This is a genomic window from Uliginosibacterium sediminicola (genome assembly GCF_039631295.1).
Lineage (GTDB): Bacteria > Pseudomonadota > Gammaproteobacteria > Burkholderiales > Rhodocyclaceae > Viridibacterium > Viridibacterium sediminicola.
In genome coordinates, this window is record NZ_JBDIVE010000003.1 from 181921 (window position 1) to 201415 (window position 19495).

17 protein-coding genes are annotated in these 19495 nt (G+C 63.6%); 7 read left to right on the plus strand and 10 right to left on the minus strand.

Annotation, left to right across the window (positions count from 1 at the left end; all coding sequences use genetic code 11):
- Positions 1–19 precede the first annotated feature (19 nt).
- Both dbpA and ABDB84_RS07825 read right to left on the minus strand, forming a co-directional pair.
- A complete protein-coding gene (gene dbpA / locus ABDB84_RS07820; RefSeq protein ID WP_345919152.1) occupies positions 20–1438 on the minus strand; it encodes an ATP-dependent RNA helicase DbpA in 1419 nt (472 codons plus the stop codon).
- Between the two features lie 268 nt (positions 1439–1706).
- A complete protein-coding gene (locus ABDB84_RS07825) occupies positions 1707–2189 on the minus strand; it encodes a hypothetical protein (RefSeq protein WP_345919153.1) in 483 nt (160 codons plus the stop codon).
- A 267-nt stretch (positions 2190–2456) separates the two neighbouring features.
- Between ABDB84_RS07825 and ABDB84_RS07830 the strand changes: the two genes are divergently transcribed.
- Complete coding sequence (locus ABDB84_RS07830; protein ID WP_345919154.1) at positions 2457–3824, plus strand: O-linked N-acetylglucosamine transferase, SPINDLY family protein; 1368 nt, start codon at positions 2457–2459, stop codon at positions 3822–3824.
- Positions 3825–3907: 83 nt separating this feature from the next.
- Here ABDB84_RS07830 and ABDB84_RS07835 read toward each other — a convergent pair whose 3' ends face one another.
- From ABDB84_RS07835 to ABDB84_RS07850, 4 genes are all read right to left on the minus strand, one after another.
- On the minus strand, positions 3908–5368 hold the full coding sequence (locus ABDB84_RS07835) for a glycoside hydrolase family 88/105 protein (protein WP_345919155.1): 1461 nt from the start codon (positions 5366–5368) through the stop codon (positions 3908–3910).
- Positions 5369–5722: 354 nt separating this feature from the next.
- Positions 5723–6997 (minus strand): tyrosine--tRNA ligase, encoded by a 1275-nt coding sequence (tyrS, locus tag ABDB84_RS07840; RefSeq protein ID WP_345919156.1) that lies wholly within the window; start codon positions 6995–6997, stop codon positions 5723–5725.
- A gap of 82 nt (positions 6998–7079) precedes the next feature.
- Complete coding sequence (locus tag ABDB84_RS07845) at positions 7080–7946, minus strand: tRNA nucleotidyltransferase (protein ID WP_345919157.1); 867 nt, start codon at positions 7944–7946, stop codon at positions 7080–7082.
- Positions 7947–8137: 191 nt separating this feature from the next.
- Positions 8138–8443 carry a hypothetical protein gene (locus tag ABDB84_RS07850; protein WP_345919158.1) on the minus strand — a complete coding sequence of 102 codons (306 nt, stop codon included), beginning with the start codon at positions 8441–8443 and terminating at the stop codon, positions 8138–8140.
- 245 nt (positions 8444–8688) lie between these two features.
- Between ABDB84_RS07850 and ABDB84_RS07855 the strand changes: the two genes are divergently transcribed.
- From ABDB84_RS07855 to ABDB84_RS07865, 3 genes are all read left to right on the plus strand, one after another.
- The gene (locus ABDB84_RS07855; RefSeq protein WP_345919159.1) at positions 8689–10038 is read left to right on the plus strand and encodes a twitch domain-containing radical SAM protein; all 1350 of its coding nucleotides are present in this window, start codon (positions 8689–8691) and stop codon (positions 10036–10038) included.
- Positions 10039–10165: 127 nt separating this feature from the next.
- A complete protein-coding gene (locus ABDB84_RS07860) occupies positions 10166–10879 on the plus strand; it encodes a YebC/PmpR family DNA-binding transcriptional regulator (protein ID WP_345919160.1) in 714 nt (237 codons plus the stop codon).
- Between the two features lie 136 nt (positions 10880–11015).
- Positions 11016–12524 (plus strand): sensor domain-containing diguanylate cyclase, encoded by a 1509-nt coding sequence (locus ABDB84_RS07865; RefSeq protein ID WP_345919161.1) that lies wholly within the window; start codon positions 11016–11018, stop codon positions 12522–12524.
- Positions 12525–12532: 8 nt separating this feature from the next.
- Here ABDB84_RS07865 and ABDB84_RS07870 read toward each other — a convergent pair whose 3' ends face one another.
- The 4 genes from ABDB84_RS07870 to ABDB84_RS07885 all read right to left on the minus strand — a co-directional run bounded on the left by ABDB84_RS07870 (position 12533) and on the right by ABDB84_RS07885 (position 16094).
- Entirely contained in the window at positions 12533–13309 is a 777-nt protein-coding gene (locus ABDB84_RS07870; RefSeq protein WP_345919162.1) for a DUF481 domain-containing protein, read from the minus strand.
- Positions 13310–13412: 103 nt separating this feature from the next.
- Positions 13413–13808 carry a cupin domain-containing protein gene (locus ABDB84_RS07875; protein WP_345919163.1) on the minus strand — a complete coding sequence of 132 codons (396 nt, stop codon included), beginning with the start codon at positions 13806–13808 and terminating at the stop codon, positions 13413–13415.
- A gap of 85 nt (positions 13809–13893) precedes the next feature.
- The gene (gene purT, locus ABDB84_RS07880) at positions 13894–15111 is read right to left on the minus strand and encodes a formate-dependent phosphoribosylglycinamide formyltransferase (protein ID WP_345919164.1); all 1218 of its coding nucleotides are present in this window, start codon (positions 15109–15111) and stop codon (positions 13894–13896) included.
- A gap of 107 nt (positions 15112–15218) precedes the next feature.
- Positions 15219–16094: an AEC family transporter gene (locus tag ABDB84_RS07885; RefSeq protein WP_345919165.1), complete on the minus strand. Its 876-nt coding sequence runs from the start codon at positions 16092–16094 to the stop codon at positions 15219–15221.
- 141 nt (positions 16095–16235) lie between these two features.
- Between ABDB84_RS07885 and ABDB84_RS07890 the strand changes: the two genes are divergently transcribed.
- The 3 genes from ABDB84_RS07890 (at position 16236) to ABDB84_RS07900 (ending at position 19469) form a co-directional block, all read left to right on the plus strand.
- A complete protein-coding gene (locus ABDB84_RS07890) occupies positions 16236–16493 on the plus strand; it encodes a hypothetical protein (protein ID WP_345919166.1) in 258 nt (85 codons plus the stop codon).
- Positions 16494–16495: 2 nt separating this feature from the next.
- Positions 16496–17869: an amino acid permease gene (locus tag ABDB84_RS07895; protein WP_345919167.1), complete on the plus strand. Its 1374-nt coding sequence runs from the start codon at positions 16496–16498 to the stop codon at positions 17867–17869.
- 91 nt (positions 17870–17960) lie between these two features.
- Positions 17961–19469, plus strand: a complete 1509-nt coding sequence (locus tag ABDB84_RS07900; protein WP_345919168.1) for a M20/M25/M40 family metallo-hydrolase — start codon at positions 17961–17963, stop codon at positions 19467–19469.
- Positions 19470–19495 lie beyond the last annotated feature (26 nt).

Below are 19495 nucleotides of genomic sequence, written 5' to 3' on the forward strand. Positions count from 1 at the left end.
TTGTGTGTACGCGAGGCGCTCAGAGCATGCGCACCTTGACCGGCTTGCCCTTGAGCTTGCCGGCGCCGAGGCGGCGCACCGCTTCGGCGGCGATGCTGCGTTCGACGGCGACGTAGCTGGTCTGGTCGGTGATGTTGATCTTGCCGATCTGCTCGCGCGTGAAGCCTGCTTCGCCGGTGAGCGCGCCGAGCACGTCGCCGGGGCGGATCTTCTCCTTGCGGCCGCCGAGAATCTGCAGCGTCTCCATCGGCGGCAGCAGGGGCGAGCTGTCGTTCGATTGCAAGTTGCCCAGCGTATGCCATTCGACCTCGAAGCCATTGACCTGCGCGATATTGGCGACACGGCGCTTGTCCGGCACGCTGGCCAGGCTCAGCGCCCAGCCGTCTTCATCGGCGCGGCCGGTGCGGCCGATGCGGTGCACATGCACCTCGGGGTCGGGCGTGATGTCGACATTGATCACCGCTTCAAGGCGGCTGATGTCCAGACCGCGCGCGGCCACATCGGTGGCAACGAGCACCGAGCAGCTGCGATTGGCAAAGCGGATCAGCACCTGGTCGCGATCGTGCTGATCCAGCTCGCCATGCAGGGCCAGCGCGTGAATGCCATTGGCTTGCAGCACGGCGAGCAGCTTGCGGCATTGTTCGCGCGTATTGCAGAAGGCCAGGGTGCTGGTCGGGCGGTAGTGTTGCAGCAAGGTGACGACCGACTGCAGGCGTTCCTCGTGCTTGATCTCGTAGAAGCGCTGGCGGATCTTGTCCGACTGGTGCTGCTCGGCAAGCTTGACGGTCTGCGGATCGCGCAGGAACTGCTGCGCCAGGCGCGCAATGCCGTCCGGGTACGTGGCAGAAAACAGCAGGGTCTGGCGACGCGGCGGGCAATGGCTGGCGACATAGACGATGTCGTCGAAGAAGCCCATGTCGAGCATGCGGTCGGCCTCGTCGAGCACCAGGGTGCTGAGGCCATCGAGCTGCAGGCTGCCGCGTTCGAGGTGATCCATGATCCGCCCCGGCGTGCCGACCACGATGTGTGCGCCGTGTTCGAGACTGGCGCGCTGCGGGCGCATGGTGGTGCCACCACACAGGGTGATGATCTTGATGTTGTCCTGACCGCGGGCGAGGCGGCGGATCTCCTGCGAGACCTGTTCGGCCAGCTCGCGTGTCGGGCACAGCACCAGTGCCTGCACGGCAAACCAGCGCGGATTGAGTTTGGTCAGCAGCGGCAGGGCAAAGGCGGCGGTTTTGCCGCTGCCGGTCTTGGCCTGTGCGATCAGGTCGTGGCCGGCCAGTGCCAGCGGCAAGCTGGCGGCCTGGATCGGCGTCATTTCAAGGTATTCGAGCTGCTGCAGGGTCTCCTGCATGGCAGGAGACAAAGGCAGTTCGCGGAACGATTTGCTGCCGGGGGCCGGCGCTTCGTTGGCGGGGATGTGGATTTCGGTCATGCGCGATTATCCGGCAAGGCGTCGCGCACTGGCTGAAAAATCTCGCTTGCCGAGCATCACGTGCTTGGCGACGACCTTGCCAAGAGGCTGCTCACGATTTCAGGTTGGATTTTTTGACGCGAAGGACGCGAAGAAAAGACAAGAAAGTTTCGCCAAGGAATCTGGTCGGCAAGTCCTGCGATTTGAAGCTTCGCGAACCTTCGCTTTGCTCGGCGTCCTTCGCGTCACAGACACCTGTCAGACGCCTGGGTATGGCTGGCCGAAGATTTTAGTGATTCACGCGCGGGCCACGCGCTGCGCGACCGTAAGCGCGTTTGACTTCCTTTTCCTTCTCCTTGCGCTCGGCAAAGCGTTCGGACTTGGTCGGCGGCGGCAGCGAGGCGCGCCAGGCGCTGATCGCGGCAGCCAGCTCTTCGGCCGCAGGCTGCACAGTGTCATGGCGCGGCGTGCCGTTGTAGCTGGCGAGCTTTTCCTTGAGGCTGAAGATGCGCGCCTGCGTCTCGCCCTTGACCGGCACCGTGGCCATGATCTTCTGCGCTTCGATGCTCAGCGTGTAGCCGCCTTCACGCAATGCGATCAGGCCGTAGGTGGAGAGGCGGGCGAAGGCTTCGATCAGCTTGGCCTCTTGCGGCAGTCGTGGCTGGATCATGCCGAGGCCGACGGCGATCTCGTCGAGGGCGGCGGGTTTGCGCTTGCTGGCGAGGGTGATGGCGAGCAAGAGGAGGACGTCGGTGTCGTGAATCGGATGCATGGATGATCTGTACGGCTCTGGCTGCCCCGGATGCAGGGCCTAGGCTGGGAGGGTAGTCGATCTGGCGGCGCGGGGTGAAGGAATCTTTGCAAGAAAGTGCCACAGGCATGCTGCGCTGCCGCATAAAGTCTGTAGGATGAAAGCACGAGTCCCTGCTCACGACGCGCTTGCGTCTTGCGATGTGCCCGCCAGCCATCATCGTGATGCCCTGCCTGATCCGGCCTGGTTTCATCCTTTCGTCTGCACGGCTGCGCGAGGGCATCCACCATGAAGCATTACAACCTCAGCCGCAGCATGTGCGAGTGGGACGAGCTGGATGCCTGGCGCGCCAAGATCCGCGAGCGCCTCGCGCGCGGCGATGCCAGCCTGGTGCCGCCCTTTCTGCTGCTGGCCTTGCCTGGCATCAGCGCGGCCGAGCAGCGCAGTTGCGCTGACTTATGGTTGCAGACACGCATCCACGACGCTGCGCTGGCGCATCCCGAGGCGGTCTTCAGCTTTGCCCGGCGCCCGTCCGGGCGCTTGCGCATCGGTTATCTCTCCAGTGATTTTCATGATCACGCCACCGTGCACCTGCTCATCGAGATGTTCGAGGCGCATGCGCGTGAAGACTTCGAGCTGTTCGCCTTCTCCTACGGCGTGGATGACGGCAAGGCGATGCGCACGCGGCTGCAGCAGTGCTTCGAGCATTTCGTCGAGGTGCAGGCGCTGTCCAATCTGCAGATCGCGCAGTGCATTCACGCGGCCGGCATCGACATCCTGGTCGACCTCAAGGGCTATACCCAGGGCTCGCGCAGCGCGGTGCTGGCGTTCCGGCCGGCGCCGGTGCAGGTCAACTTCCTCGGTTATCCGGGGACTCTCGGCGCGGGGCTCTGCGATTACATCATCACCGACCCCTATCTCACGCCGGCGAGCAGCGCGGCGGACTTCAGCGAAGCCTTCGCCTATCTGCCTGACACTTACCAGCCGCATGGCCGGCAGGCCGAGGTCGGCGCCCAGCCCACGCGCTCATCGCAAGGGCTGCCCGATGAAGGCACGGTGTTCTGCTGCTTCAACCAGGCTTACAAGATCACACCCGAGGTCTTCGATACCTGGTGCCGCATCCTTGCCGATTGCCCGGGCAGCGTGTTGTGGCTGCTCAAGGACACGCTGGCGGAAGGGAATCTGCGCAATCGCGCGATGCAGCGCGGCATTTCGCCCGAGCGTCTGGTCTTTGCGCCGCATCGGCCGCAGGTTGAGCATCTGGGCCGGCTGCAATGCGCGGATCTGATTCTCGACACCACGCCCTACAACGCGCACACCACGGCGAGCGATGCGCTGTGGGTCGGCGTGCCGCTGATCAGCATCGTCGGCGATACCTTTGCCGCGCGTGTGGCGGGCAGCCTGCTCAGTACCGTCGGCTTGCAGGCGCTGATTGCGGATGATCTGGATCACTACCATGCGCTGGCCTGTGCGCTGGCGCAGGATCCGCCGCGGCTGCAGGCGCTGCGCCAGCGGCTGTTGCGACAGCGCGATGCCAGTGCCTTGTTCGATGTGCAGCGCTATACGCGCCACCTGGAAGCGCTTTACGTCTTGATGTGGCAGGCGTATCAGGCCGGTGGGCCGCTGAGCAGTATTGCCGCAGCGCCCGGGAACTGAGGCCGCCACGCCGCAAAAAAAAATGGGTTTGCCAACGTAAGCTGGCAAACCCCTAGGCTCAGTGAAAGCGGCCGTTGCGCAGCTTAAAACTCAAGCTCGCTGGCGGCGTACAGCACAGCACCGAAGCCTTGAGGCACGTTATCACGCACATAAACGTACTTGCAGGCAATCGGCCACGAAGTGTAAGCCGGCGGCACGGTCGAGCACTGTGCCTTCGGTGCCGGCAATTCGCCGCTGGTCAGATTGCTGCGGAAGTCGACATTGGTGTAGGCGTTGTAGGTGCCGCCCAGGCTCATGCCGACCACGGTGCCGTGGATGTTCACATTGCTGCCCGAGATGTCGATCTTGCTCTTCACGCCTGCCCAGGCCTTCTTGGCCACCGCCTTGGCGCCATCATCGAACAGGCCGATGCGTGCGCCTTTGGCCATGCCGTAGGCGAACAGTGCGCTGGCCGAGGTTTCGAGGAAGTTCGGCTGCGCAGCGACCTGCTCACCCGGGTAGCCGCCATTGCTCGGTAGCTTGTTGTTGCGCACATCGATGACCTGCCACCACAGCCCGGTCGTGGTGTCTTGCTGGCGCGTCAGGCCGTCAGCAATGTAATTCACGATGGAGTAGATGCGGTTGTAGTCGGCATGCGTCTTCGGCAGGTATTCGAGGGTGTCGACCAGGCCGACGAAGTACCAGGCAATCGAACGGCTCCACAGGATCGGCGAGACTTGCTGGGTAGGCAGCGGCGGCACCTTGCCCTTGGCAGCATCGAGACCTGCCCAGACGCCATCCGCAGCGCCGTTCCAGCCGTGGTAGTGCAGGTTCTTCGATGCGTTGAAGGTGTGCTCGTGCATCAGCTTGATCTGCTTGGTGGCGATGTCGTAAGCCGTTGCGGCATCACCGGCCTTGACCGAGTTGGCGTACTGGGTGGCGTAGCGCACCAGGAAGGGCTCGGTCATATAGATGCCGTCCAGCCATTGCTCATTGGCGTAGCTGGGCTTGTGCCAGAAGGCGCCCGCCGAGTTGGTCTTGATCTGGTCGACGGTGTTGCGAACGCGGGTCATCGCCTTCAGGTAGCGCGCATCCTTGGTCTTTTCGTAGAGGCCGAACAGCAGCAGGGCGGGCTGGATGGTGTCCTGAATCGTCGGGTCGTTGGTGGTCTTGGCACCGGTTGCCGGATTGATCTTGCTGTAGTCGATGACGCCATTGGCATCGACGTAGGTGTCGACGAACTTCTTGACGTAGTTGTAGTACGCCACGTTGCCGGTGCGCTCATAGAGCTTCCAGATGCCCAGCAGCGGCACGCCATTGGTGTATTCCCAGAACTTCGGGTTCGGCGTGGCCGGTACGACATCGTAATTGAGGCTGAAGCACTTGGTGCCGCAGCTGTAGTCGTCGAGATTCGGCCAGGTGCTCATCAGGTAGTTGGCCACGGTCTTGCCAACCGTGCCCGCTGCCAGCGGAGCGGCGGTGGCGCTCGAAGCGGCGGCCAGCATGCCTGCGCCGAACAGGACGCCGATAGTCTTGCGAAGTGTAGGACTGCTCAGATTCAACATTGCTTCTCCCTTTTCGTGCTGACTGTTCCCGGTCTTGTCGGTGATGAGCACCGCAGGTTCCGGGGGTTTGGTTTTGCCATGCAGCCGGATGCGGCGACATGGCTCTCACAAAAAAACATCTCCCGACTTGCTTACGGATTTATCGATTTTGTCGAATAATGCGATCAGCATTTGTTTTGGTCGGCACATCCTAAACCCGTTGAGACAGGGGGTAACAAACCGTTCGTCAGTTTTCACGTAAAAGAAATATGCCAATTGAATTGGTAAATCGTTTCACAGAAAGTTGCCAATAAAAACAAAAAGGGCCGCATCTGCGGCCCTTCTAGGTCTGCCAGCACACGGGGTGCGCGGCACTTACTGCCAGCTGATCAGCCCGTATTGTTTCTTGCCTCGACGCAAAACACTGAAGCGACCGAACAAGCGCTCGGCATCAGCGATGACATGCTCGATTGCATCGACCTTGACACCGTTGATGCTCACGCTGCCACTCTGGATGAAGGTGCGCGCTTCGCTCTTGGACTTGGCGAGAGACGCAGCCACCAGCGCATCGATCAGGCTGCTCTGCGCCTTGTCCAGTTGCACGCCGGGCATGCCGTCCTGCGCAAGCTGCTCAAGATCGGACTCGGTCAGTGCGTCGAGGCTGCCGGCGAACAGGCTCTCGCTGATGCGCTGCGCGGCTTCCAGCGCCTGCTTGCCGTGCACCAGCTCGGTCGCCTGCTCGGCGAGGATGCGCTGCGCTTCCGGCTTCTTGCCGCTGGCTTTGTCCGCCGCTTCGATGGCATCGATTTCGCTCACGCTGAGGAAGCTGAAATAGCGCATGAACTTGTAGACGTCGGCATCTGCCGTGTTCAGCCAGAACTGGTAGAAGGCGTAGGGCGAAGTCTTCTTGGCGTCGAGCCAGATGGCGCCCGATTCGGTTTTGCCGAACTTGGTGCCGTCAGACTTGGTGACCAGGGGCAGAGTCAGACCGTACACCTGCTGCTGATGCAGACGGCGGGTCAGGTCGGTGCCGGCGACGATATTGCCCCACTGGTCCGAACCGCCGATCTGCAGCACACAGCCATGACGCTTGTAGAGCTCGGCGAAGTCATAGCCCTGCAGCAGGCTGTAGGAGAACTCGGTGTAGGAGATGCCCTGGTCGTCGCGGTTGAGGCGTTGCTGCACCGATTCCTTCTTGATCATCGCGTTGACCGAGAAGTGCTTGCCGATGTCGCGCAGGAACTCCAGCGCGCCCATGCCGCCGAACCAGTCGTAGTTGTTGGCCATGATCGCGGAATTGTCGCCACTGAAGCTCAGGAAGGGTTCGACCTGGGCGCGGATCTTGCCGACCCAGCTGGCGATCACTTCGGGCGTGTTGAGTTTGCGTTCGGTGGCCTTGAAGCTGGGGTCGCCGATCATGCCGGTGGCGCCGCCGACCAGGGCAATCGGTTTGTGGCCGGCTTGCTGGAAGCGTTTCAAGACCAGCACCGGCACCAGGTGGCCCAGGTGCAGGCTGTCGGCGGTCGGGTCGAAGCCGCAATAAAGGGTCACCGATTCCTTGGCCAGCAGCGCATCGAGCGCCTGTGCGTCGGTCGTCTGCGCGATCAGGCCGCGATCATGCAGATCCTGGACAAGGGGGGACTGAAACATGGTGAGCTCTCCACTGAGGAAGGCAGGCCGTGCAGCCTGCCGGGATAATCGAACCCACGATTCTAACAGGCCGTGCCCGTGCCTAACTGCCGCCGGCAAAGCGCTCTGAGCGCAAGGCCTTGGCAATGGCGGCGGCGCGCGCTTCGAGAACCGCCTCTTCGCTGGCCCCAGACAAGCCGGCATTGACGCTCAGGCAGGCTTGCAAGGCCTGATCCAGCAGGCGCGCCTTGGGATAGACCGCGCCGGCATCGGGAAAGGCACGGTAATCGGCGGCGCACAGCTGCATCAGCGCGGCAAAGCGCTGCGGCTGCGCGAAAGCGCCAAGTCGGCCAAGCATCACCGCCAGCGCGCCGGCACGCATTTCGGTGGCTTTGTGCACGCGCTCCATTTCGGCGACGGCGAGCAGGGCCAGATCGAGGCATTCCGCGCCCAGCGCGAAGCGCGCGCAGACCGCCTGGATGCGCGGCACGGCGCGCTCGATGTGGCGATAGTGGGTGGGCAGGTGCTCGGGCGGTGAATCGGCCTTGCCCAGGTTGTAGAGCAAGCCGGCCAGGCGCACATGCAGCAGGGCGTCCTGGCTGGCCAGTTCGTCGATGACTGCCAGCTGGTGATGCCCCAGATCGACCAGATCGCCCTTGCTGTCGGCTTGCGGCTTGCCGAACAAGGCATCCAGCTCGGGTAGCACGTGGGCCAGGGCGCCGCATTCGCGCAGGCTGCGCAGCATGGCCGAGGGCTGCGTGCTGAGCAGACCGGGCAGCAGCTCGGGCCAGATGTCGAGCGCGGCAAGACCTTCGCAGGCGCCGTGTTCGACCGCATCGCGCATTTCGGTGAGGGTTTCACTGTCCAGCGTCGCCGCACGGGTGCTGGTACTGGCGGCCATGCGCAGCAAGCTGATGCCGGGCTGGGCGAAGAGTTTCGCCAGCGAAGTGTTTGCGAAATCGAAAGCCATGGCGCCTCTGTTTGCCCTCAAAACCGACAAGGCCTTGTCCGGGATGCGACAAGGCCGCCCGGCGCCGCAGCGCCAGGCTAGGGATTTACACGCGGTGGCCGGCGTATTGGGGCTTGCTGGAAGCTTGGCGCCGGTTTGTGAGAGGCTTGAAGCAAGTTCGGGGCCGTCATGCGGGTTGTAGCGGGTGGCGATCAGTAAGGGCGGCCCCAGCCGTGACGGCCGTGTTCATAAGCGCCGTAACGGCGTTCCTCGCAGCGTTCGCGACGCCAGTCTTCGCGCACATAGCGCGGCGGCATGCGGCGGTAGTCCATGTACGGATCCACGCGCTCATACACCACCTCGCGTTCCACGACGCGGGGCATCAGCACCGGCGGTCCGGGCAGGCGCACGCTGACGCCGGGCAGGATGATCTCGACGCCATGCGCCTGGCTGAGACCGGGTGCCAGGGCCAGAGTGTAGGCAAACAGGCTGAGGGCGATGAGGCGTGTGGCTTTCATGTGAGGTCTCCGTGTTGGTTTCGTGCATGCAGCACGGCTCCATCAACGCCGGGAGCCGAGGCTTGCCGACAAGCAGATGTAAGCCTTTGTGTCGACCCGCGCTGCGTGCGGCCGGCGGTCGCAGTGAGATTTGCCCGGACAAAGCCGCTTTGCTTACGCATTGGCCGCTTGCCGAAAGACTCTAGACTGCCTGGCATTCAACGCTGTTAGCGCGCCTCGGCGTGCGCCTTGCCAGGACCATCGCCATGCCCTCCGCCGAATTTCTGATGCAGGACAATTTCTGCGTGTTGCCCTGGCAGCACCTGACCTTGCAGGACGATGGCACGACCCAGCTGTGCTGCCAGTCCACCCAGGTCGAGGACATCGACGGCAAGCCGCTGTCGCTGTACGAGCAGTCGATTGCCGAGATCTGGAATGGCGGCTTCATGCGCGCCATTCGTGCGGCCATGGTGCAGGGCGTGCGTGTGCGCAGCTGTACCAAGTGCTGGGAGGTGGAAGATCGAGGCGGCATCAGTCGCCGGCTGGAAATGAATGGCGCCTTTGCGCGTGCCGGGGGCTTGATCGCACAACTCAAGGCCGAGGCGGTCCGCGAGGAGTTTGCCTGCCCCAGTCTGCCCGTCGACTACCAGCTGAACATGGGCAACGCCTGCAATCTCAAGTGTCGTACCTGTTCCAGTGGCTCCAGTTCGAAAATCGCGGCGGACCCGGTGCATTTGCGCTGGGAAGGCAAGACCCTCAACATGGCTGCTGCCGCGCGTCAGGATGCGTACGGCATCGACGACAACGACGCCGCACCCTGCGTGACACGGGCCAATCGACTCGGTCGCGGCCTGCCCTGGTACAAGGATGCGGATTTCCTGCTCGGGGAATTGCTGGCGGACGCCCAGCGCATCCGTGCGCTGCAGATCATCGGCGGCGAGCCGCTGGTGATCCGCATGCTGGGTCCGATTGTCGAGCATCTGGCCAGCATGGGACGGCCTGAGCTCGTCACCATGGGGCTGACCACCAATGGCACGCGCTTTGACTCCGCCCTGATGGCGCGCCTGGAGCGCTTCGGGCTGATCTCGATCTCGGTGAGTATCGACGGCTTGGGGCCGATGTTCGATTACATCCGCTATCCCGGAAAATGGTCCGAGGTGCTGGCCAATCTGGAGCGCTACGCAGCCCTGCCCAAGGTCATGTTGTCGATTGTGCCGACCTTCCACATCTACAATGCGCTGCACTTTGCCGATGTGCTGCGGTTTTGCGAGGCGCGCAATATCCGCCCGATCTCCAATCCGCTGTGGACACCGCATCAGCTGCGTGCCGAAGTGCTGCCACCGCGTGCGCGTCGTGAGGCAGCGCAGCGTCTGCGTGCCTTCTCGGCCAGTGCGCGGGTCCCCCTCAATGGCATGTTGGCCAATACCTTTGCGCAGCAGCTTGAAGATCAGGGCGACGCCATCGATCATGCGGCGCTGGAAGAATTCATGCTCTACACCAACGATCTGGACCAAGGCCGTAGCCTGCGTTTTCGCGATGTTTGCCCGGAGGTCATCGAACTGATGGCGGCCGATGGCGTGATCTGGAACGAGGCGCTGCGCCACGCAGCGGCCTGAGCCAGCGCAAGCGCTGTGCACGGCGCGCTGCCGTCCCCGCGCCAAGCATTTAGAATGCGGGACGCCGCGCCGGCGGCTGCCGGCGCACTCTTGCATCGTCAAACTCCTCACGCAGAAAGCAATCGCCATGGGCGCTCAGTGGAAAGCCAAACATAAAGATATCGCCGCCAATCTCAAGGGAAAGGTGTTCGGCAAGCTGGTCAAGGAAATCCTCGTGGCCGCGCGCGGCGGCGCTGATCCGGCGATGAATTCGCGCCTGCGTCTGGCGGTCGAGCAGGCGCGCAAGGCCTCGATGCCCAAGGACACGCTGGAGCGCGCGATCAAGCGCGGCGCGGGGCTGACCGATGAGCCGGTGAGCTTCGAGCACGTCATCTACGAAGGCTTTGCGCCGCATCAGGTGGCGGTGATGGTCGAATGCCTGACCGACAATGTGCGCCGCACCGCGCCGGAAATGCGCGTGCTGTTCCGCAAAGGCCAACTGGGCACTTCGGGTTCGGTGGCCTGGGATTTTGATCACCTGGGCATGATCGAGGCTGAACCGGTCAAGCCGGGCAGCGACCCGGAAGAAGCCGCCATCGAAGCCGGCGCGCAGGATCTGGAGCCGGGCGAGGAGGAGGGCACGACCCTGTTCTATACCGAGCCGACCGAGCTGGACCTGGTCAGCAAGGCCTTGGCCGGGCAGGGCTTCAATGTGCTGTCGGCCAAGCTCGGTTACAGGCCGAAGAACCCGGTCAGCGCCGCCAGTTTGAGCGCCGAGGCACTGGAAGAAGTGGAAGCTTTCCTCGCCGCCATCGACGAGCACGACGATGTGCAGAACGTCTATGTGGCGCTGAGCGCCTGAGGATTTGATCCGCTGCGTGGCGCAGCCGGTATGCTACCGGTAACATTTATGCCGCCGGCAAACTGCAGACAAATCTGTCACACATTCTGCTGCGCTGCAGGTTAAGCGTTACCCGAAATGGCCGTAAGCTCATCCGATGATGATGATCAAACGTCCGCATTTCCGGCTGCTGCTTGGCTGTACGGTGACCGCCGCCGGAGGCTTTGGTCTCGGTGCGATGCTGTACTGGCTGGGCGCGCCGGTCTGGCTGATGCTGCTGACGGCCAGCGTGTGCAGCGCGGTGGCGGGTGTGCTTTACCGCCAGGGCGAGGCAGTGCCGCCGGAAGAGGCCGACAGCCGGCTGCTGCGCGAAAGGAGCCAGCACGAGGCGACGCGCCAGTTCATCCAGCGCGTGCTGGATGTCATTCCGATGCCGATCTATGTGAAGGATGCCGATAGTCGCATCCTCCTCATCAACCGCGCGCAGGCCGAATACTGGGGCTTTGCGGTCGATGATCTGATCGGCATCCAGTCTTTCACCATGGCCGAGGGCATCAATGCGGTGCTGACCCAGGCCGAAGATCGCGCCATCCTGGCCGGCGAGCACATCTACAAGGAAGAGCACCTGCTGCCGCAGCGCGGGCATGCAGAGGAGTTTCGCGTCATCGCTAAAACGCGCTGCGAGGGGCCGCAGGGCGAGCCGGTGATTGTCTGTGCGCGCTTTGATACCACGCGCTGGCGGCTCGCCGAGCGCGAGGTGAAGCAGGCGCTCGAACGCGAAGTGCTGCTGCGACGGCGTAATCAGGAATTCATCCAGCGCGTCATCAACGTGATTCCCGATCCTTTCTACATCAAGGATCGGCATGGCCGCATCGTCATGGTGAACGAGGCTTTTGCGCGCGAACGCGAGATGAGCTGCGAGAGCCTGATCGGCATGCCTGCCACCAAGCTCGATGCGCGCCCGGATCTGGCTGCCGATACGGCGCAGGAAGACGAAGAAGTGCTGCGTGGCGCGGTGATCGACAAGGAGCAGCACTATGCGCATCCGCGTACCGGTGAGGAGCGCTTCCGTCATGTCTCCAAGCGCAGCTGTGATGACATCGACGGCCAGCCGGTGATTGTCGTCGCGCATTTCAACATCACGCGCTGGAAAGTGGCCGAGCGCAAGGTGGCGCGCATGGCGCATGAAGACGAGCTGACCGGCCTGCCCAACCGCCGCCGCTTCCTCGCCGAGGCCGAGCGCATGATGAGCAGCGCGACGCGCCATGGCTTGCCGCTGGCGCTGATCATGTTCGATATCGATCACTTCAAGAAGATCAACGACGCCCACGGCCACGTCGTCGGCGATCACGTGCTCAGGGAGCTTGCGCGCCGCGTCATCGACAAGCTGCGCACCGAAGATCTGCCCTGTCGCTGGGGCGGCGAAGAGTTTGCCGTCTTGCTGCCCAACACCCTTGAAGCGGCGGCCGTGGCGGCCGCCGAGCGTCTGCGTGAAGCGGTGGCGGCAGCGCCGATGGTCGTTGGCGAGCTGATCCTCAAGCTCAGCATCAGCGGCGGCATCGCCCAGCTGCAGCCGGGCGAGTCGCTCAATGAGTTCATGACCCGCGCCGACGCCGCCCTCTACGCGGCCAAGCATGCCGGCCGTAACTGCTTCCTGCCTGCTTGAGCGGGGGCTCAGAACTTCGAGGTCAGGCCGGTGAAGATGGTCAGATCATTGTGCTTGCTGGTGCCATTGGTTTGCTCGCGATACTTGTGCAGCACGGCGACCTGCAGACCGAAGCGGTCGGTGATGCGGGTGGTGATATCCGCCTGCAGCGCGGTGCGCATGCCGCCAGCACCGACCGTGGTCGGGAACAGCACGAAGCGCTGGCCCAGACGGCTGGTTTCGGACAGCTTGTAGTCCATATCTTCGCCGACCATCGGTTCGAAGCCGCGCCCGTCGCGCGCCTCGTAGAAGTTGGCCATGGCGTAGGCCAGACCGCCGTAGAGGTTGAGGCGGATCGCCTCTTCGTCATACAGGCGGCGTCCGATACCGGCACTGAGCGACTGGCGCAGCGAGAGATCGTTCTTCACATCACGTTCGAGCTGGGCGTCGCCGAAGCCGAACATGTTGTCGTCGAAACTGCGCTCGCCGCGGAATTCCAGATTGGCCGATTCGGAGGTGCGCTCACCGCTGGAGCTGTTGCGGATCACCAGGGCGCGCGCCACCAGACGGCTGTCGCGCATCGCCCGTACTGCATTGCCGCTGAAACTGGCCTGGGTTGAATTGTCATTGCCACGGTTGAGCGTGAAGCCCATGCCCAGCGAGCCCTGCCACTTGCCTTCGCCTTGCTCGGGCGGCTTGGCCAGCGTCGAGAAAATGGGGTCATCGACGGCAGCGGGGGTGTCCGCCTGTGCTGCCGGGACGCTCAGGAGCAGGCACGCGACGGTGCCGATGAGTCTGAAGTTCATGCGCGAGGAGGATGAGACGACGGGGCGAGCCCGTCAGGCCCGCCATTCTAGTGCGCCGGCTGCGTGCATCGGTAGTGCTCAGTCGTAAGCGCTTGTTACCAGCTCAGTCTGCGGCGTCGGCGCTGCAGTCCTCGTACGCTTCGGGGACGAAGCGCGGCGTGCACAGTGCGAGGAAGACCAGGTCGCATTTGCCGGTGTTGTGGATGCGCTGCGGGCACGCGGCCGGAATGATGACGACATCGCCCGGACCGACCTCCTGCACCAGCATTCCGGCGCCATGTCCGATTTCGACCCGAGCGCTGCCTTGTTCGATCAGGTAGCGCTCGGTGATGCCGTGCAGACGATGCCAGCGCGTCACGCCACCGGCCAGCACGCGTGCGCGCGCAATCGACAGGGCGGGATCTTCCGGGGTGTTCAGGCGTTCGAGGATGAAGCAGCCCTCGGCGAACCAGTATTCGCTTTCGGGATCGGAGCGGAGAACCTCGGGTGTCATTGTCATAGCTTAACCTGCCACGGCGGGCGCCGCTACGGGGATTCCCCGCAGGGCGCGGGATTCTCGGCCGTGCTGTGTGTGCCGCATCGACTCAGCCCTTGACCGGCTTGACGCGGCTGGCCGCCAGTTTGGCGCGTGCGCGTGCTACATCGGTGTCGTCGGCGCTGGCCACGGCAACACCCATGCGGCGCTTGAGAAAGCTCACCGGCTTGCCGAACAGGCGCAGGTCCGATTCCGGCACTTCGAGCGCCTGGGCCACGCCCTCGAAGGCGATGCCGGTCTCTTCCAGGCCACCGTAGATCACCGCCGAGGCGCCGGGGCGGCGCATCGTGGTATCGACCGGCAAGCCGAGAATGGCGCGGGCATGCAGTTCGAATTCGGACAGGCGCTGCGTGGCCAGGGTCACCAAGCCGGTGTCATGCGGGCGCGGGCTCACTTCGGAGAACCACACCTCGTCACCCTTGACGAAGAGTTCGACGCCGAACACGCCGCGTCCGCCCAGCGCGCTCGTCACGCGGCCGGCGATGTCGCGTGCGCGCTCCAGCGCCAGCGCAGACATTGCTTGCGGCTGCCAGGACTCGACGTAATCGCCGCTGACCTGCACATGGCCGATCGGCGCACAGAACAGGGTGTCCACCGTGCCCTGGGTATTGAGGGCGCGTACTGTGAGCAAGGTGATTTCGTATTCGAAGGGAATCAGCGATTCGACGATCACGCGGGCGGCTTTGACGCGGCCGGACTCCATCGCGTAGTTCCAGGCGGCTGCGACGTCCGCCGCGCTGCGCAGCAGGGATTGCCCCTTGCCGGAGGAGGACATCACCGGCTTGACGAAGCAGGGGTAGCCGATACCGCCATCGATGGCTGCCTGCAGACTCTCCAGCGAGTCGGCAAAGGCATAGCGCGAGGTCGGCAGGCCGAGTTCTTCGGCGGCCAGGCGGCGGATGCCTTCGCGGTTCATGGTCAGCTGGATGGCGCGCGCAGTGGGAATCACCTCGGCCAGCCCCTCGGCTTCGATCTCGCCCAGCGTGGCGGTGGCCAGGGCTTCGATCTCAGGCACGATCAGATCAGGTCGTTCGGCCTCGATCAGCGCACGCAGCGCGGCGCCATCGGTCATGTCGATGACGTGGGCGCGGTGGGCGACCTGCATGCCCGGTGCGTCGGCATAGCGGTCGACGGCGATCACTTCGACGCCCAGACGCTGCAGGGCGATGATCACTTCCTTGCCCAGCTCGCCGGCGCCGAGCAGCATGGCCTTGGTTGCGGAAGGGCTGAGGGGCGTGCCGATGGAGGACAGATAAGATGAGCTCATGGTCAGGTCTGGCGGGGCGGTAGCGTAAAGGGCGGATGGTAACGCGCCGGCGGGCGTTGCTGCTGCAAAAGCCTGGGTGGCGTAGTCGGGCAAAGCCTCTCGCGTCGCTATTCCAATGCGAAGACCAGCACCACGGGCAGGACGAGGATGGCGAGCAGATTGCCCAGCAGCACGATGGAGGCGACCTTGTCCGGTTCCTGTTTGTAGCGCTCGGCGAACAGGTAGTTCATCACTGCGGGTGGCAGCGCGCCGTAAATGATCAGCAGCGCAGCGGCCATGCCGTGCAAGCCCAGCAGCCAGGCGACGAGGCCGGAGACGCAGCCGCCGACGAGGGGGCGGGCGAGGCCGCCGATGAGGCCGATGCGCCAGCCGTCGAAGCGGATATCGGTCATGCGCACGCCCAGCGCGAAGAGCATCAGCGGAATGGCGATGTCGCCGAGCAGCTTGAGCGCCATCACCAGTGGTTGCCAGACCACGATGCCGGACAGCGACACCGCCAGGCCGAGGATGGTGGCGATCACATTGGGCACCTTCCAGATCTGAGCAAGGTTGAGTTTGTGATCGAGCAACCAGCTGCCGAAGGTGAAGTGCAGCAGGGTCGACACCATGAACAGGATCACCGCCGGCTGCAGCGCTTCGTTGCCGAAGGACAGCACGGCGAGCGGGATGCCCAGATTGGCCGAGTTGCCGAACATGATTGGCGGGACCAGGGTGCGCGGGTCCTGCTTGAGCGCGCGCGCGAGCAGCCAGGCAAGGCCGCCGCAGGCCAGGGTGACCAGCAACATGGCCAGCGCCAGGCGCGAGAACTGGGCGACATGGAAGTCGCGCGCGGCCAGGGCGCCGAAGATCAGCGCCGGCGAGAAGACGTCCATGGTCAGCTTGTTGGCCACCGCCATGTCGGGGCGGTCGCGCCGCGCGACGAAGTAGCCGATGGCGGCAATCGCAAAGACGGGGAAGAGAATGGCGACGATGCGTTCGAGCATGGGAGGCTTGCGCGGCGAGAGTGCTTGCCATTCTAGCGGCACGCTGCCCGGCTGGCGGCCGAACGCGGTACGCGGGCCGAGGGATTTTTTGCTGCAAACGGGGTTCGATCCTGCGCTGCTCGCCTATTCTGCGCATGGCTCGTGCATCAAAGCCATAAATTGCGTTGCTTTGTGCGCATGAATTGTGCGTTTTTTGTCGTTGTGGGCGTGATTGGTGCAAAAAGATTAGTGTTTTTGCGCGTTTGTATTTCAAGAGTTTTTGGTTTTTGTTTTATCTATTTGTTTTTAAATGTATTTGTAGGTTTTTTCGGGGCTGGCCCCGTTTTTGCTGAGAACCTGATAGCGACGCGGCTTGATGCAAGCCGGCGTTGGCCTTCATTCACTGAAAGAAAAGACTGAGCATGCGTGAACAAGACACATCCAATGCCTTGAAGCGGGGCTTGAAGAATCGCCACATCCAGCTGATCGCGCTGGGCGGGGCGATTGGTACCGGGCTGTTCCTGGGGATTGCACAGACCATCCAGCTGGCCGGGCCGGCGGTGATCCTGGGCTATGCGATTGCCGGGCTGATCGCCTTTTTCATCATGCGCCAGCTCGGCGAGATGGTGGTCGAGGAGCCGGTTGCCGGTTCCTTCAGCCACTTTGCCAATCGTTACTGGGGGCCGCTTGCCGGCTTCATGTCGGGCTGGAATTACTGGGTGCTCTACGTGCTGGTCAGCATGGCCGAGCTGACCGCTGTCGGCATCTACGTGCAGTACTGGTGGCCGGGCGTGCCGACCTGGGTGTCGGCGCTCGGTTTCTTCGTGCTGATCAATGCCATCAACCTGCTGCATGTGAAGCTGTTCGGCGAGATGGAGTTCTGGTTCGCCATCATCAAGGTGTTGGCGATTGTCGGCATGATCGGCTTTGGCGGCTATCTGCTGCTCAGCGGCCAGGGCGGCGCGCAGGCCAGCGTTGGCAATCTGTGGCAGCTGGGCGGCTTTTTCCCGCACGGCGTGAGCGGTCTGGTGGCGGCGATGGCGATCATCATGTTCTCCTTCGGCGGTTTGGAGCTGGTCGGCATCACGGCGGCGGAGGCGGACGATCCGGCCAGGAGCATTCCCAAGGCCACCAACCAGGTGATCTACCGCATTCTGATCTTCTACGTCGGCGCGCTGGCCGTGCTGCTCTCGCTGTTTCCCTGGGACAAGGTGCAGGAAGGCGGCAGCCCCTTCGTGATGATCTTCCACGCGCTCGACTCGGACCTGGTGGCCACCGTGCTCAACGTGGTGGTGCTGACCGCCGCGCTGTCGGTCTATAACAGCTGCGTCTATTGCAATAGCCGCATGCTGCTGGGCCTGGCCGTGCAGGGCAATGCGCCGGCGGCGCTGGCGCACGTCAATGCACGTGGCATTCCGGTGGTGGCGCTGGCCGTTTCGGCCTCGGCGACCGCGCTCTGCGTGCTGATCAATTACCTGATGCCGGGCAAGGCCTTCGGCTTGTTGATGGCCCTGGTGGTCGCCGCGCTGGTGATCAACTGGGCGATGATCAGCATCACCCACCTCAAGTTCCGCCAGGCCATGCGCGCGCGCGGCCTGACGCCACGCTACCGCAGCCTGGGTGCGCCGCTCACCAACTACCTCTGCCTGGCCTTCATGGCCGGTGTGCTGGTGGTGATGTGGCGCAGCGCGGATACGCAGATCTCGGTGCTGCTGATTCCGGCCTGGCTGGCTTTGCTCGGCATTTGTTATCGCTTGCGCCTGCCCCGCCGCAAGGCGGCGAATGCGGCGGCCTGAGCGCGTTGTCGTCTATTCCTGAACCCTTCAAGGGAGTTTTACTGTGTTCACTGCAATTCGATCCTGTGTCTGGCCGCGCCTGTTGGCGCCCATGCTGTTGCTTGCGGCGCTGCCCGCCCAGGCACAACACGTTTTTTCTCCGGCGGAGAGCGAGCGTCTGGCGCGCGCGAGCTTTCCCGAGTATTTCGAGTTTCTCGCCAAGCCCAGTGATGCGGTCAATGCCGAAGACATCCAGCGCAATGCGGCCTGGCTGGAACAGGCTTTCCAGAAGCGCGGCTTCCGTACCCAGCAGCTCGCCAACGAGGGCCGCCCGCTGGTGTTCGCCGAACTGGGCGCGCCGGTCAAGGGACGCAAGACGATCCTGTTCTACATGCATTTTGACGCCCAGCCGGTGACGCCTTCGGAATGGAAGAGCGAACCCTGGACGCCGACGCTGAAGGCCAAGGATGCCGAAGGCAAGTGGCAGGCGCTGCCCAGCGAGCGTCTGCAGCAAGGCAAGATCGATCCGGAATGGCGCGTCTTCGCGCGCGCTGCGGCCGACGACAAGGGGCCGATCGTGATGTTCCTGGCGGCCATCGATGGCCTCAAGGCGGCGCGCCAGACGCCGGCGGTGAACGTCAAGGTGATCCTCGATTCGCAGGAGGAGAAGGGCTCGCCGCGCCTGCATATCGTGATGAAGGAGAACGCCGAGCTGCTCAAGAGCGATGGTCTGATCGTCTACGACGGCGCCATGCCGTCGAACAATAATCCGGGCGTCAATTTCGGTAATCGTGGTTCGATCCAGCTGGATCTGACAGTGTTCGGCGCCAACTCCGCGCCGCACAGCGGCACCTACGGCAATGTCATCCCCAATCCGGCGCTGCGCCTGGCCAGCTTGCTTGCCGGCATGAAGAGTGCCGATGGCAAGGTGACGATTCCCGGCTTCTACGATGGTGTGAACATCAGCGCGGAAGACAAGGCCAGCATGGCGCAGATCGCGCCGCCGGCCGGCACGCTGGAGAAGCGCTTTGGCGTGGCCAAGCTGGACGCGCTGGCGGCGGTTAGCAATCCGGTGGAAGCCGTGCAGTATCCCTCGCTCGACATTCTCGGCCTCGCCGCAGCCCAGGTCGGCCCGCGTGCAGCCAATGCGATTCCTTCCACCGCGACGGCCAGCCTGAACATCCGCACCGTGCCCGAAGGCGCGCCGCAAAAGATGTACGAGCTGGTGCGGCGTTACATCGAAACCCAGGGCTTTCACCTGATCGATAGCGAAGCCCCGACGGCCGAGGAGCGCGCCCGCTACAGCCAGCTCGCCCGCCTGAGTCTGGTGGCTTATCCGAGCACCTCTAGCGCGGCCCGCGTGGCCATGGATTCGCCGCTGGCCAAGTGGGTGCTCAGCGGGGTGCGTGCGCCGCGTGCGCTGGAGCCGGAAAAGGTGCGCATGGGCGGTTCGACCCTGCCCATGAGCGGCGCGGTCGATGTGCTGCAGATGTCTTATGTGGTGGTGCCGCTGGTCAATGCCGACAATAATCAGCACAGCTTTGACGAGAACATGCGCCTGGGCAATTACCTTGAAGGCATCCGCACGATTGCTGCGATGCTGACCACGCCCTCGTTCTGATCCGCCGGCGCGGGCAGGGCTCAATC

What these genes read in the sequence shown, in the direction of transcription:
- dbpA (WP_345919152.1), bottom strand. Translation starts at nt 1,438, where the DNA reads ATGACCGAAATCCACATCCCCGCCAACGAAGCGCCGGCCCCCGGCAGC.
- ABDB84_RS07825 (WP_345919153.1), bottom strand. Translation starts at nt 2,189, where the DNA reads ATGCATCCGATTCACGACACCGACGTCCTCCTCTTGCTCGCCATCACC.
- ABDB84_RS07830 (WP_345919154.1), top strand. Translation starts at nt 2,457, where the DNA reads ATGAAGCATTACAACCTCAGCCGCAGCATGTGCGAGTGGGACGAGCTG.
- ABDB84_RS07835 (WP_345919155.1), bottom strand. Translation starts at nt 5,368, where the DNA reads ATGTTGAATCTGAGCAGTCCTACACTTCGCAAGACTATCGGCGTCCTG.
- tyrS (WP_345919156.1), bottom strand. Translation starts at nt 6,997, where the DNA reads ATGTTTCAGTCCCCCCTTGTCCAGGATCTGCATGATCGCGGCCTGATC.
- ABDB84_RS07845 (WP_345919157.1), bottom strand. Translation starts at nt 7,946, where the DNA reads ATGGCTTTCGATTTCGCAAACACTTCGCTGGCGAAACTCTTCGCCCAG.
- ABDB84_RS07850 (WP_345919158.1), bottom strand. Translation starts at nt 8,443, where the DNA reads ATGAAAGCCACACGCCTCATCGCCCTCAGCCTGTTTGCCTACACTCTG.
- ABDB84_RS07855 (WP_345919159.1), top strand. Translation starts at nt 8,689, where the DNA reads ATGCCCTCCGCCGAATTTCTGATGCAGGACAATTTCTGCGTGTTGCCC.
- ABDB84_RS07860 (WP_345919160.1), top strand. Translation starts at nt 10,166, where the DNA reads ATGGGCGCTCAGTGGAAAGCCAAACATAAAGATATCGCCGCCAATCTC.
- ABDB84_RS07865 (WP_345919161.1), top strand. Translation starts at nt 11,016, where the DNA reads ATGATGATGATCAAACGTCCGCATTTCCGGCTGCTGCTTGGCTGTACG.
- ABDB84_RS07870 (WP_345919162.1), bottom strand. Translation starts at nt 13,309, where the DNA reads ATGAACTTCAGACTCATCGGCACCGTCGCGTGCCTGCTCCTGAGCGTC.
- ABDB84_RS07875 (WP_345919163.1), bottom strand. Translation starts at nt 13,808, where the DNA reads ATGACAATGACACCCGAGGTTCTCCGCTCCGATCCCGAAAGCGAATAC.
- purT (WP_345919164.1), bottom strand. Translation starts at nt 15,111, where the DNA reads ATGAGCTCATCTTATCTGTCCTCCATCGGCACGCCCCTCAGCCCTTCC.
- ABDB84_RS07885 (WP_345919165.1), bottom strand. Translation starts at nt 16,094, where the DNA reads ATGCTCGAACGCATCGTCGCCATTCTCTTCCCCGTCTTTGCGATTGCC.
- ABDB84_RS07895 (WP_345919167.1), top strand. Translation starts at nt 16,496, where the DNA reads ATGCGTGAACAAGACACATCCAATGCCTTGAAGCGGGGCTTGAAGAAT.
- ABDB84_RS07900 (WP_345919168.1), top strand. Translation starts at nt 17,961, where the DNA reads ATGCTGTTGCTTGCGGCGCTGCCCGCCCAGGCACAACACGTTTTTTCT.